9 protein-coding genes and 1 tRNA gene are annotated in these 13,870 nt (G+C 63.7%); 5 read left to right on the plus strand and 5 right to left on the minus strand.

What is annotated here, in order from left to right; all coding sequences use genetic code 11:
- Positions 1-74: 74 nt before the first annotated feature.
- Complete coding sequence (locus tag ACT53R_RS18940) at positions 75-1,955, minus strand: SUMF1/EgtB/PvdO family nonheme iron enzyme (RefSeq protein ID WP_476173476.1); 1,881 nt, start codon at positions 1,953-1,955, stop codon at positions 75-77.
- Between the two features lie 78 nt (positions 1,956-2,033).
- Here ACT53R_RS18940 and rnd point away from each other — a divergent pair, with 78 nt between their 5' ends.
- From rnd to ACT53R_RS18955, 3 genes are all read left to right on the plus strand, one after another.
- Positions 2,034-3,155: a ribonuclease D gene (rnd, locus tag ACT53R_RS18945; protein ID WP_476173477.1), complete on the plus strand. Its 1,122-nt coding sequence runs from the start codon at positions 2,034-2,036 to the stop codon at positions 3,153-3,155.
- Between the two features lie 78 nt (positions 3,156-3,233).
- Positions 3,234-3,309 (plus strand) — tRNA-Ala (locus ACT53R_RS18950).
- A gap of 129 nt (positions 3,310-3,438) precedes the next feature.
- Positions 3,439-7,476: a non-ribosomal peptide synthetase gene (locus ACT53R_RS18955; RefSeq protein WP_476173478.1), complete on the plus strand. Its 4,038-nt coding sequence runs from the start codon at positions 3,439-3,441 to the stop codon at positions 7,474-7,476.
- Positions 7,477-7,552: 76 nt separating this feature from the next.
- Here ACT53R_RS18955 and ACT53R_RS18960 read toward each other — a convergent pair whose 3' ends face one another.
- Positions 7,553-8,425, minus strand: a complete 873-nt coding sequence (locus tag ACT53R_RS18960; RefSeq protein ID WP_476173479.1) for an HNH endonuclease — start codon at positions 8,423-8,425, stop codon at positions 7,553-7,555.
- Between the two features lie 72 nt (positions 8,426-8,497).
- On the opposite strand from ACT53R_RS18960, the gene ACT53R_RS18965 reads away from it, so the two are divergent.
- Positions 8,498-8,893: a hypothetical protein gene (locus tag ACT53R_RS18965; RefSeq protein ID WP_476173480.1), complete on the plus strand. Its 396-nt coding sequence runs from the start codon at positions 8,498-8,500 to the stop codon at positions 8,891-8,893.
- Positions 8,894-8,962: 69 nt separating this feature from the next.
- Here ACT53R_RS18965 and ACT53R_RS18970 read toward each other — a convergent pair whose 3' ends face one another.
- Positions 8,963-11,089 (minus strand): DEAD/DEAH box helicase, encoded by a 2,127-nt coding sequence (locus tag ACT53R_RS18970; protein WP_476173481.1) that lies wholly within the window; start codon positions 11,087-11,089, stop codon positions 8,963-8,965.
- The gene (locus ACT53R_RS18975; protein ID WP_476173482.1) at positions 11,071-11,922 is read right to left on the minus strand and encodes a HamA C-terminal domain-containing protein; all 852 of its coding nucleotides are present in this window, start codon (positions 11,920-11,922) and stop codon (positions 11,071-11,073) included. Before ACT53R_RS18975 ends, ACT53R_RS18970 begins: the two co-directional genes overlap by 19 nt.
- Positions 11,923-12,447: 525 nt before the next feature.
- Between ACT53R_RS18975 and ACT53R_RS18980 the strand changes: the two genes are divergently transcribed.
- The gene (locus ACT53R_RS18980; protein WP_476173483.1) at positions 12,448-12,669 is read left to right on the plus strand and encodes a SymE family type I addiction module toxin; all 222 of its coding nucleotides are present in this window, start codon (positions 12,448-12,450) and stop codon (positions 12,667-12,669) included.
- Positions 12,670-13,297: 628 nt separating this feature from the next.
- Here the strand turns inward: ACT53R_RS18980 and ACT53R_RS18985 are convergent.
- On the minus strand, positions 13,298-13,771 hold the full coding sequence (locus tag ACT53R_RS18985; protein ID WP_476173484.1) for a hypothetical protein: 474 nt from the start codon (positions 13,769-13,771) through the stop codon (positions 13,298-13,300).
- Positions 13,772-13,870 lie beyond the last annotated feature (99 nt).

Below are 13,870 nucleotides of genomic sequence, written 5' to 3' on the forward strand. Positions count from 1 at the left end.
GCCACGAAACCGAAGCCGCACGACGGTTTTTCGTCGCGGCCGCATCGCGCACGGCGGCGGCCGGCGGTGGTCGACTAGAGGTCGCGCACCACCCGGAATCCGGTGAAGGCGTTGGTCGCGTCCGACTGCGCCTGCCGGCGCCAGGCCGCCCGGCCCTGCGCCGGCGCATTACCCCAGGCACCGCCGCGGATCACCCGCGTGCGGCAGCCGGGGTTGATCCACGCCTCGCCGTTGGTGGGCGCGCGGCGATAGCCCTCGTGCCAGCAGTCGGCCACCCACTCGCTGACGTTGCCTTCCAGATCGTGGATGCCGAAGGCGTTGGCACGGAAGCTCGCCACCGGTGCCGGGCCCCACCAGCCATCGCCGTATCCGACGAAGGCGTTGCCCCAGCTGCGTCCGCCGGGCGAGTGGTCGTCGCCGCCGGCGAGGTTGCCGGTGTCGGGCACCGGTGGGCGGTCGCCCCACGGGTAGCGCCCGGGCTGGCCGCTGCGCAGGGCGTATTCGAACTCGGCCTCGCTGGGCAGCCGGTAGTGCTGGCCGCTGTGTTCCGACAGCCAGCGTGCGTAGGCCTCGGCGTCCTTCGCGCTGACGTGCAGCACCGGCATGGTGTCCGCGGCGGGACGGCCCAGATAGTCGTGCCGCCAATCCACGCCGCTGCGGCGCACGAAGTTGCCGGCGCGATCGTCGTAGACCAGCGAATGCCCGCGACGCAGCGCCCGCGGCCGGTAGCCACTGGCCTGCACGAAGCGGCGGAACTGCTCCACCGTCACCTCGGTGCGGGCGATCGCGAAGCCGCGCTCGAAGCGCACGTAGCGCTGCGGGCGCTCGGCGTCGCTGGCGTCGGGCTCGGTCGTGCGCGCGCCCATGCGGAAGCCGCCATGGGGCACCACGATCATCTCCGGGCCACGGCCGCCACCCTGCAACGCATCGGTGAACCGCTGGCCCGGGCGCATCAGGCCGTAGTGCGTGGCCAGGTCGATGCGCGTGCGCAGCTCCGCCGCCGCGGGATCACCCGGGCGCGCGATCCGCAGCATCTCCGCCAGCCGCACGCGCGCGCCTTCCAGATGGCCCGGCCGGTGCGGCTCGGACAACAGCACCAGCCCCTCGTCGCGCAACCGGGCGATGTGATAGCGGCGGATGTCCTCGACGATGCCGCGCCCGGTCGCCACCGTGTCCATGCCGGGCCGCACCGTCGACGCCTGCGCCAGCCAGCGCTCGGCCTCGTCGAAATCCATGCGCGTCGCCGCGTCCTCGGCCTTGCGCAGCATCGTGCTTTCGACCGCAGCCAGTCCCTGCGACGCCCGCGGCTGCCCGGGCGACAGCGACAGCGCCTCGCGGAACCGCGCCAGCGCGCCCTCGCCGCGCTCGCCCAGCCGGCCCGCGGCCAGCTCGGCCTCGCCGTCGACGTTCAGCGTCCACAGCCGTCCGGCCACGTCGACCTTGCGCAGGAATGCCTCGCCGTCCGGCACCGCGTCGGCCCCGACGGCACGCAGCACCGCGGCCGCGGCCTGTGCGCGATGCAGCGCCTCGGCGTCGTCGCCGGCATCGGCCAGCGCCGCCTCGCCGTCGCTGCGCAGGCGGACCAGCGCACGTTCGAGCAGCGCACGCGCCTGCGCATCCGCGGGGTCGCGGTCGCGCAGGGCGAGCGCGATGGGAATCGCGGCGTCGGCGTCTTCGTACAGCCGATCCGCCGCCAGCGCCTGCGCGGCGCGGCGGCGCGCGGCGGCCACGCCGGCGGCATCGATCGTCACGTCCGGCCGGCGCCATTCCAGTCGCGGCGCATCGCCCGCGTCATCGCCGCTGATCGTCACCAGCCCGCCGGGCTGCACCACCGGCGCGGGCGTCTTCGCGACCGTGTCCTGCGCGGCGCGATCGCGACCGCAGGCGCACAGCAGCGCGAGCGCCAATGCACCCGCCACCACCTTGCCCGTCATCGCTGCCGACCGCCGCTTCACGCTCGGCACCTTAGCGCATCGGGCATGACCGATGCCGCACTCCGGTAGCATGTCGGCTTTCCGCCGCAGGACCCGCCCTTGCCCCGCTGGATCGATTCCCCCGCCGACCTCGCCCCGCTGATCGCGGCACCGCCGGCCCGCCTCGCGCTCGACACCGAATTCGTCCGCGAACGCACCTACTGGCCGCAGCTGGCGCTGGTGCAGATCGCCCCGGGCGATCCCGACGCAAGCGACGACGCCGCTCTTGAGGACAGCATCCTGCTGGTCGACCCGCTGGTGCCCGGCATGGCCGAACCGCTGGCGCAGCTGCTGTCCGATCCGCGCTCGCTGAAGCTGATGCACAGCGCCGGCGAGGACCTGATCGCCTTCCGCCACGCCTGCGGCGCCCTGCCCGCCCCGCTGTTCGATACCCAGATCGCCGCCGCGCTGTGCGGGATCGGCGCCGGGCTGGGCTACCAGCGGCTGATGGCCGAACTGCTGGGTGTCGAGGTCGACAAGGGCGAGACCCGCTCCGACTGGCTGCGCCGCCCGCTGTCGGCCTCGCAGCTGCGCTACGCCGCCGACGACGTGCGCCACCTCGACACCGCGTGGCGCCTGCTGCACGAGCGCCTCGCCGCCGCCGACCGCCTGCCGTGGCTGGAGGAAGACTGCGCCCGCATGCTCGCCAACGCCGCCGACGACACGCCCGAACGCTGGCCGCACCTGGGCATGCGCTCGGCGCAGTTCCTCGACCGCGACGGCCAGATCCGCCTGCTCCGCCTGCTGCGCTGGCGCGAGGCCCGCGCCCGCGTCTCCGACCGCCCGCGCAGCTGGCTGCTCGACAACGAACTGGCGCAGGCCCTCGCCCGCACCCCGCCGCGCGACCTCGGTGCCCTGCAGCGCCTGTTCGACGGCCAGCCCAAGGCGCCGAAGAAGCTGACCGCCGAGGTGTTCGACGCCCTGACCACGCCCCTGCCCGACGAAGCCGAACTCCCGCAGGCCCGCGGCGACGACCGCGACCGCGGCGTCTACAAGCGCCTGCAGCAGGCCGTGGCCGCCCGCAGCGCCGAACTGGGCCTGCCCGACGGCGTGCTGGCCTCGCGCCGCTGGATCGAAGCCCTGCAGGACGGCGAGGACTGGCCCGGCCCCCTCGCCGGCTGGCGCCGCGGCCAGCTCGAACCCGCCCTCGCCGCCGAGCTGGCGGCGATTGGCAACCGCTGACGACCGCCTTATACTGCCGGTCCCGCGCGGGAGCCCAAGCACTCCCCCGCAGCGCCAGCCACACCGGCGACGAGACATGGGGCCATAGCTCAGCTGGGAGAGCGCGTCGTTCGCAATGACGAGGTCGGGAGTTCGATCCTCCCTGGCTCCACCAAACAGGAAGCCGATCCGCAAGGGTCGGCTTTTTTGTTGGCCGCACGCGGCGAAGCACGTGGCCCTGCGCAGGATCGTCCTGTCATCGGCCCCGTGTAGCCTCCGCGCTGGCGCATCGGCGCGCCGGGCCATGGACGAGGGCGACATGCAGGGACTGCCGGTTTCCGACTACCAGACGCGCTTCTTCATCGAATGGGCGCTGCACCCCGGCGAGGACGGCTACAACGTCTTCGGCGTGTACCGCATCCGCGGGCCGCTGGACACCGATCGCTTCCGGCGCGCCTGCGCGCGCTTCGTGCGCCAGCACGAGGAAGTGCGGGTCGTCTACGCGGAAGACGGCAGCGCCTGCCATCCCGCAGACCACGACTTCGACGCGCTCTACCGCCAAGTCGTCGCGGAGTCCGATGACGCGGCGATGCAACACGTCGAAGACGCCCTGCGTGCGCCGTTCGATCTGGTGCGCGGGCCGATCCTGCGCTTCCTGCTGGTCTCCGTCGGCCCGCACGAACACGTCTTCGCGCACGTCGCCCACCACATCGTCTGCGACGGCGAGATGCTGAAGATCCTCGGCGAGGACATCGCCGGCCACTACCACGCGCTCGCTTCGTCCGCCGCTTGCGACGACGTCGCCGTCGACACGCGCTTCCGCGACGCCGTGGCCGAGGAGCGGCGCCTGCTCGCGCAGATGCGCGCCGACGAGACCGATGCATTCTGGCGCGACTTCCTCGGCGACGTGCCGACACGCCTGCGACTGCCGCTGCGGCCGGGTGTCGATCCTGATCGCATCGATGGGAGCGGGCTCGACGAGGACACAGACTCACGCCGCGTCGCCAGCACGTTCTTCGCGCTGTCGCCGGCGCAGACGCAACGCCTGCACGACTTCGCCGAGGCGCGCGGCAGCACGCTCTTCGTCTGCCTCGCGGCGATGTACGGGCTGGTGCTGTCGAAGTTCTGCCACCAGCCGCGCTTCTTCCTGCACTACCCGGTCAACATGCGTCCGCCCGGCTGCGGCCGCGCCGGCGGCTGCTTCGTCAACAATCTGCCGATGAAGATGGAAGCGGACCGCCACGCGACGCTCGACGACTGGATCGCGGCGCTCACCGCGCAGCGCATCGAGGTGAAGCCGCACCAGCGCCATCCGTTCGCGAAGATCGCGAAGGCGCAAGCGCAGCACGACGGCATGCCGCTCGACAGCATGCTGCTGAACGGCATGTTCAACGTCGGCTTCGTGTCGACCAACCTGCGCGCGCGCAATGCGCTGCGGCTGGACGGGCTGGAGACGGAGACCGTCGACGTCGCGCGACGGCACGCGATCTACGATCTGTCGCTGCTGTACGACGGCCACGACGTCGGCGGCCTGCGTTTCCGGCTCGATCGTCGCGCCGCGCTGTTCGACGACGCCTTCGCGGATGCCTTCATCGCCTCGCTGCGCGCGCTGATCGACGACGCCGTCGACCACGGTCGCACCATCGACCTCGCGCGGCACGGCGCGCTCGTCGGTACCGCACTCGACGACGCCCTGCATCTCGCGAATCCCGACAACCGCGACTACGAGACCGACACGTCCATCCCCGCGCTGTTCCGCCGGCAGGCCGCGCGCAGGCCCGACGCGATCGCGACGATCGAAGCCGGCGGCCTCGCACGCACCTACGCCGCGCTGCGTGCGGATGTCGATCGCCTCGCCCGGCGCCTGCTTGCGAACGAAGGCGCGCTGATCGGCATCCTCGCCGAGAAGGGCCATCGCCAGTCCGTGGCGACGCTGGCGATCATGCAGTCCGGCCACGCCTACCTGCCGCTCAACGTGGAGTGGCCGCACGGCCGCGTGCTCGACGTGCTCGCAGCCGGCGGCGTGCGCACGCTGCTGGTGTCGCGCGAGCAGCGCGCGCGCATCGCGCTCGACGCCGACCGCTTCGCGCACCTCGCGATCCTCGATCTCGACGACGACCTGTCCTCGGCCGCCGCCAACGACGACGCGGCGGGCTTCCCGCCCGTCACCGGCGACGACATCGCCTACGTCATCTTCACCTCCGGATCGACCGGCACGCCGAAGGGCGTGACCATCTCGCACGCCGGCGCGCTCAACACGCTGCACGCGGTGAACGAACGCTTCGCCGTCGGCGCGGATGACCGCGTGCTCGCGCTGTCCGACCTCGCCTTCGATCTCTCGGTGTACGACCTGTTCGGGCCGCTGCTCGTCGGCGGCGCGACGGTATTCCCCGCGCAGGCGGACATCCGCCAGTTCGAGGCATTGGCGGACACCGTGCATCGCCACCGCGTGACCGTGTGGAACTCCGTGCCGCAGCTGGCCGACCTGCTGGTCAACGCGACCGCGCTGCGCGGCGGCGAACTCGACACGCTGCGGCTGATGCTGCTCAGCGGCGACTGGATTCCGGTCGGCTTGCCCGCGGACATCCGGAGGCATTGCACACGCGACGACCTGCAACTCGTCAGCCTCGGCGGCGCGACCGAAGGCAGCATCTGGTCGGTGTGGCACGTGATCGACGCGGTCGACCCCGCGTGGACCAGCATTCCCTACGGCCGCGCGATGCCGAACCAGACGCTGTACGTGCTCGACGACGACGACGGCCTGCTGCCGGTCGACGCGCCCGGCCATCTCTGCATCGGCGGCGCGGGCGTGGCCGTGGATTACTGGAACGACGCCGCGCGCACCGACGCGAGCTTCTTCGTGCATCCGACGCTGGGCCGGCTCTACCGCACCGGCGACCGCGGCACGCTGCGTCGCGGGCATGACATCGACGCGGGTTACATCGAGTTCGGCGGCCGCACCGATTTCCAGCTGAAGATCCGCGGCTATCGCGTCGAACCCGGCGACATCGAAGCGCACCTGTCCGCGCATCCCGGCATCCGGCAATCGGTCGTGCAGGCGATGCCGCATCCCGGCAGCACGCGTCGGTCGCTGGTGGCGTGGTACGTCGCCGATCGCAGGCTCGACGACGCCGCGCTGGCCGCACATCTCGCCGACCATCTGCCGGACTACATGGTCCCCGGCGCGTTCGTGCACCTCGCCGAACTGCCGCTCACTGCCAACGGCAAGGTCGATCGCGCCGCACTGCCGATGCCGGCCGCGACCGACATCGCGGAGACGCATGCCGCACCGGACAGCCGCACCGAACACGTCGTCGCCGGCCTGTTCGCCGCGGTGCTCGGCCTCGAACCGGCAACGGTGTCGGCGCAGGCCGATTTCTTCCGCCTCGGCGGCGACTCCATCGCCGCGGTGCGCCTGATCGGCCGCATCAACCGCGCCTTCCCGCACGCCGCCGTCCGCGTGATCGACGTCTTCCGCTTCCGCACCGTGCGCACGCTGGCCGATGCCATCGAACGCGGGGGTCAGGACCGGCATTCGCTGATCAAGCCGATGAACGACGCGACCTGCACGCGCCTGCTGTTCATGATCCACCCCGCCACCGGCGGCTGCGAGGTCTACCACGGCCTCGCCGAGCGGCTGGCCGACGACTACCGCTGCTACGGCATCGACAACCGCAACCTGCACGGCGACACGCAGGTGTCCGACCTGCACGCGCTGGCGGAGGACTACCTCGCGCTGATCCGCGCCGTGCGCCGCGAGCGCGGTGTCCCCGACGATGCCGAGTACACGCTGACCGGCTGGTCGCTGGGCGGACAGATCGCGTTCGCCATCGCCGCCCGACTGGAAGCCGAAGGCGTCACCGCCATCCGCATCATCAGCCTGGACGCCATCCTCAACGACGGCGACGACGCCCTGCTCGCGATCCGCTCGCGCATCGCCGTGAACCGCGACGCCTTCCGCCGCGGCCTCGAAGCCCGCCGTTCCGAGAACCGCCTCTACGACAACGAGGACTACATCCAGCGCATCCTCGCCATGGTCGAGACCGAGAAGACCCTCGCGCTGGCGCCCGTCGGCCGCCCCCTGCGCCACACCCGCGTCCTGCTGTTCAAGACGATGCGCCCCTACCTCAACCTCGACATCAACCCCGACGCCACCACCCTCAGCGACCACGTCGCCACCCTGCCCTGGAACAACGTCGACCACCTCGTCCACGACCCCGCCCACCGCCACGTCCACCCCCTCGACTGCGACCACGGCACCCTGCTGCTGGAATGGGCGCGGATCGCGGAGGTGATCCGGGAGGTGTGCGGGGTGGCGCGGGGGGAGGAAGCCGTGGCTTGAGGGGCGAGCCGGGCGGCGTGCGGGGATTGAGCGGCCTATTCGCCGCAGATTCTGCGGTGAATAGCCCCGGCGAAGATCACCGCTTGAACCGATGCTCCCGATGCCAGCCGAGATAGAACGGGTGCGGCCTCCACTCTGCGTTGTCCGGAACGACGAGTCGGCGCTCGGGCAGGATCAGCTTATCGAGGTCGTCCGGCACGCCGTGCGGAGAGATCAGCAGGCGGTAGTCGTCCTCGAACGCGATCAGTCCACGATCGAAGAGCCAATGCGCGGTCCCTGTCAGCGCAATGCCGTTACGAACGGTGTCCGGACCTTTCATCTCGACAGGGCGAATGTGCGCCGCCTGCACTTCCGGTCGACCGCCACCGTTGATCAGACGCAAGCCCGTCACGGCGCAACGGTTGTCGTAAGCCCGACGTACATGCCGCTGGAAGGCGCGATCGCGGAACGGTCGCGCTACGACGCGCTCGATGATCGGGCGATCCGCGTATTCCTCGATCACGTCTGACACTTCCCACGCTTCGCGCGTTACGGGAAAGCCTGCGGCGAGAATCGTATCGAACTCGCTGTCGGGCACGATACGAACCGATCGACCGAACGCCCCTCTGTTTGTGCTGCCATCGGCCTTTTGCAGGATGGACTCGTAGTAGCGCCCGCCCTCGGAGAAAGGAACGACCCGATCAAACTCGATGTAATCGGCAACATCGACGTAGAAGTGGTCATCTAAAGCCTTGTCAGGGCGAATGCTGATGGCTCGTGCAACTGCGAAGTAGGAAGAGCCACCGCCAGAGCGACGGGACCCGTCAGAACGCCTTGGCTCGTAGTAGACGATCAGATCGCCAAGAGACTCTTTGACCTGATTGAGATACGTCTTAGGGAAGTGATACCACTGCCCGGTGCTGTCGTCGTAGTCGCTACTTTGCGACGCTGTAAAGACTGCTTTCGCCATTGCCCTAACCCCTGTCGCAGCCTGCGAGACTTACGCCGCCAATCCTGTCGAAGCACTCGGCAGGAATCTACCATGGCAGCCTCACGCAAAGCACCCGCGGCCCACTGCGTCTTCGAGTACCTCTATCGCGATGCCGGCAACTGGAAGACCTTCGGCATGTTGCTGCTCAGTGGCGCCGCCACGGACGATGCCTCGTCCACGATCATGAAGTCACTCGACTGGAACAACACCTTCGTCGCCGAGCAGATCGGCATCCCGTCACTATGCCCGCAGCACTTCAAGGACTGCGGCTCGGACGGACCGGGCGACTTAGATCATGCCTACCATGAGTTCGACGCACTGCGTCCGGCGACAGAGGAAGAGGCGCAGACGCTGACCGTCTTCGGATCGATCGACGATCTTGTGAGGAAATTCGCGCTCACCCATGGGCGTTGGAACGTTCGGCTCTCGCCCAATGTGGATTGGTGATTGCGGCGCGCTTGCGGTCGCTCCGATGTGCTGCGATAGCCCCGACAACAAAGCATAGAAGCAGTTTTATTAAAGAGCCTCGATAGCGTTCTTCAGCAATTTCATCTCGAACGGATGTAGTCGCAGCTTAGAGACATTGATCTGCCTCAGCGTATCAATTGCGATATCCAAATCATCATCGCCCCCCAGGTATCTGACCAATTTTCTACCAAGCTCAAATGGAATTCCGTACTCATCCAAAGAAGAGACGACCGAGGGCAGAAAAAGGTTCTCGACCCGAGCAGCAAACGAAGAAAAATCCCCAGTCCTAATTCCTTTTTTATCAAATACTTCTTTCATCACCTCCTGAACAATCATCAATAGCTTTGGGAAGTGAAAAGTCGCCCACAAACGATTGAAATCAAGTATGGTCTGAACAGCCTCATCAGGGCTCAGACTTTTATTCCACTCTAGCTCACGCTCAATTTGAACCCGAACCGTTGGCTTTTCGCGCAGACTAAAAATTCTCACCGCAAGCTGAGATGCACTTCTTACGGATCCTGCTCCACGCCTAGCCCCATTGAAGTGATTCCAAATTAATTCACAAACAACTTGCAATTCCTCAAAAGTAGGGTCATAGGTCCATCGCATATTTGGAGCGAGCTGATTCGCTCTTAAATCAAGATCACGAGCAAGTGAAATTATCGATGCAGGCTCGACATCAGGATGAGCGCGCAATAAGTCAAGAGAAACCGCATTTTGTGCAATCAAACCATTTAAGCGCCCTCTCGACTCAATGGTTAGCTCTTCATCAGCCAACTGCAAAAGCAGCCCCTCAGAAGCCGATTCCGATTGACTGAATGCAGGAACATCTACTAGCGGAAGCTCTCTCTGTGGTGGCTCATGGAACAAATAAATATGGCCAACAAAATGCTTAAACATGCGACCAGATCTGCCGCATATATTGTTAAATGTAAAAAAGTCGATGTTCGTTTTATTTATCTTGTTATCAAAAACAACAACATTCCTCGCCTTGGTGTTTACACCTTCTATGAGTGTAGAGGTGCAAACTAGATTAGATAGCTGTGAATCATTGAAGGAGCGGACAACGTACTGCGCGAGGGCGCGCGGGACCCGACCATGATGAACCCCAACGCCATTCTTCAACGCAATTGCAAAGTGCCATTCAGGATGATAAGTGCTTGAGATCCAATCTACTGCTTCATCTTGATCAACCCCTTCATTCACCCCACCAGAAAGCTCCTTGGCAATTTTAGCCGCGCTCGCAGGCGACTTGCAGAAAATCAATGATTGCCCATCGAGCTTTTTCATCAATTCCAGTAAATGAGTTAATTCACTCCCTCTTTTCGGTCGTTCTAGATGCACCTCTGAAGCCACTGTAGGGTATGGCTCATGCATAAAATTTACTGAAAGACGCTCTTTTAGCTGAGGCACTACGCCTTCAATATCAGGCCCGAGAAGGTAGAACTGCTTGTTCTTAGTTGCCAAACGATGGAAAACCAGATTAAGGAGAGACGATCGCGTGTCATCATCCCTACCAGGAGCAAGCTTATAAAATTCATCTATCACAAAAAAATCAATTGCATCGAGGGAGGGAAGATCAAGCGCCCTCTCTTGCGTAAGAATATAAATATTTTTCTCAGCAGGCCTCTGCGCAGGGTGCGCTATGAGTTTGTATCCTAGAGAATAAGAGGAGATTCTACGGCGAGTTTCATCTATAAGTGCAATAGTCGGAACAACTATAAGCACATTTGAAAACTTCATCGAAGCAATAACCGCATCGACAATCAAACTCTTCCCAAAACTAGTTGGCGCGCTGAGAATAACATTTTCACCAGATAGGAGCTTCCAATAGACCCTTGCTTGAGGCCCGTGAAATACAATTTGATCCTCTGGAAAAGGTTGCGGCCTATGCACTTCGTAAGCAAATCTATCGAACAAATCCAAGCCGTCTGGCGCAAGATACGGAAACAATCCGACTTCCCTTAAAAGCCCATCTACAATCTGCGCCGAAGGACCAAAGGCGTCGTAGTTTTCGAGCGCCCTGAGTAGAAGGTCACGAAATCCAGAAACATCGCCCATTGATCCAAAAGCAGAAGCCAGACTCGCCGCAACCGCGAACGGATCACGCAATATAGAATCTCGAGATCGGACAACTTCAGCCAGCTCAGCTACTGTCAAACGACCTTCTGCCATGACTTGAGGACCTCATCCATAGTTGCAACAAGTGTCTTTTTGCTTTTCATTGGAAACAGCAAAACACGAACACTCAACTCCTTTGGAACCTTTGCCTTGATTTTTTCAAAGCTCTTTCCGACATCATCAACAAACGCAGATTCATATTGCGCCGTAATTGAACTGTGATCCAAAAAAATATCACTGTCGTAAGTTATTAAGATCGGTATGCATACTCTTGAGAAAACCTCATCTAGCGAAGTGTTTTTATGAAGAAGCTTTCTCAACCTTTCGTAAAATGGAGACGTTGAATCAACTTTATTTAAAATTGCCGCAAACTCTGCCCTGAGATAATCATGGCGAGTATGCTCTTCCAACTCCTTCGTTACGTCCCTTATTGCCCCTTCCAAATCTTGATAAAACTTAACTTCGCCCAGCCAAAGCTCAAGATCATCACCATCTTGAACTACATGCACAGCATCAAAGCCTTTTACAGTGTCATTCGCCGCGTCCTTGTAAAAGTACTTTGTTATTGCTGGTATGGTATGAAAATGCTGCCTGATCATTGCATGCAATAAAATCTCTCCAAACTCCCCTCGACTTTGAAATTTCGGAGAGCTATATATTGCGTGCGCGGCTCTTGATAACAAAGGAACCGCATTGCTTGCATTCAAGCTCATCCACTCTGTGTACCGAAGCGCAAATTCAGGAAGCCACTCCATTAAATGCCTGGCCAACTCCCTTTCTCGCCATTGGCCATTCTCAAATCCAGCACACCAACCGGTGAATGATGGAACTTCGATTGCATTTTCTATCCGAACCGTCAAGAACGGCTCTGGGTGAGGCACATACACCTTGACCCCCTATCAGATTGGTATCCGCAGCAATTTCTAGGTACGGAGCGTAGCTGATACTGAGGGGGCGAGCACTACCACTCTTGCCATCGACTTCCAATTTTCCGCAGATGAGTCGCAAACCATGAGATTTTTTTTGAAATCTCATGCGCATTACCCCTCATTGCCATAGGCAAAATTTATTGCCTTCGAGCTAACTGACGCTAGTTGTGCATTTCTCTACTTGACTATGCGGACAGAATTCTGACCACCTACTCGCACCGGATCTTCGATCATTAGTGGCTTGACTCGTGGAAAAACGGTGGCTAGATTCGACTTCGGTGCTCAACACACCTCCCACTAGCAGTGCCCGCGGCTGACATCGCGGTTTTTTTGCGTCCATAGATTTCTGCTATGGCCGAGTAGCGCCCAGTCATACAAGACCCGGTTCGCCGGGGAAAACTGGGGGCCGTCTAGTGGCGGTGTTGAAGTACTCGGTCGCCCTCTCAACAGGGGCGCGTTCAACGAAACCACTAGGAGGCCATCATGGCTGCTCGTTCTCCCGACTCCCCCGGCGCCCCGTCCTCGCGCCGTCTCACCATCGGCTATCACACCCGCGACCGGCGACGGGACGGGTTCTGGGCCGGCACGCGCAAGGTGCCGTACCTGCATCTGTCCGGCGTCTGGCTGCAACAGGCGGGCTTCCCCATCGGCGGGCAGGTGCGCTTGCAGGTGCAGGACGGTCGCATCGTGATCGAACCGGCCTGATGCCGGGGCGGGTGCCCCGGTCGGTGTCGCGGCCGGGGCATGCGGCGGTGTCGGGACTCCCGGCAGGAGCCGGCCGCGAGGTGATGCGTTTGCGGGAGCGTGCGACGCCTCCGGATGACGGTAGAGCGCTGGAAGCTGGGTCCCGGCTTGCGCCGGGATGACGGCGTTGGGACGGAGACGGTGCGGGGTTCCGGCCGGGATGGTGCGCGCCCCGATCACACCAAAAATCTGACACCTCCCCGCCCCGAGCACACAAAAAATCTGACGCCCCCTGACTTACCCCGGGTGTCGCTCCAACCGCCACCATCGCCGCTCGAAGGGCCGACGTTGCCGCTTCGAGGGCCATCGATGCCGCTTTTTTCGCCAGCGTTGCCGCTCAAAGGGCCGACGTTGCCGCTTTGAGGGCCAGCGATGCCGCTTTTTTCGCCATCCATGCCGCTCGAAAGGGCAACGCTGACGCTCGGAGGGGAACACAGCCGCCGGGAAAGCAGCTGTGGCGCCCCGGTGGATCGACGCGAGCGCCTCGCACCGCCGTCGCCCCCAACGAAAACAGCCCCGGCTGCGTGGGCAGCCGGGGCCGTGTGGGGTTGGAAAGATCCCGCCGCCCGGGGGCGGCGGGGGTGGGCGGTCAGCTCTGGGTGGTGGTGGTCTCACCCTTGCTGCGCGACTTGGTGAAGCGGCTGGACAGTTCGCTGCGCAGGCTTTCGAGGCCCTGGTTGCGGCCCGACAGCTTCAGCAGGGCGTAGCCCTCCAGCGCGAACGACATCAGGTCGCTGCCCAGCGCGTCCTCGGTGTCCTGCGCGCGCTCGGTGAGCTGCTGCAGGCGCATCAGGCGGGGACGCAGGGCGTCCATCGCGGTGAGGTCCGAGCGGGCTTCCGTCAGCGACAGGCTGGGCGGGATGACCTGCGGGTTCTGGGCCAGCACGTTCACCGTCTGGCGGCAGAAGGCTTCCGACTTCGGGCCCATGCGCACCAGGCCGCGACGCTGGTCGGGGTCGAGTGCGATCAGCCCGGTCAGGGCGTTTTCGAGCGCGGCCAGCGCGGTATCCACCTCGGCCAACTGCGCGGCAGTGAACTGCAAGGAAAGCAAATTCTGACTCATGACATCCTCTTCAAAAACAAAAGGTAATTCCTAACCTTTCCGGACCAAAGTGGGCCTTAGTTCCTGTATCGAAGTCTGCTTCAACAGCCTGAAAATCAG

The organism is Lysobacter sp. DMC104 (assembly GCF_056313665.1).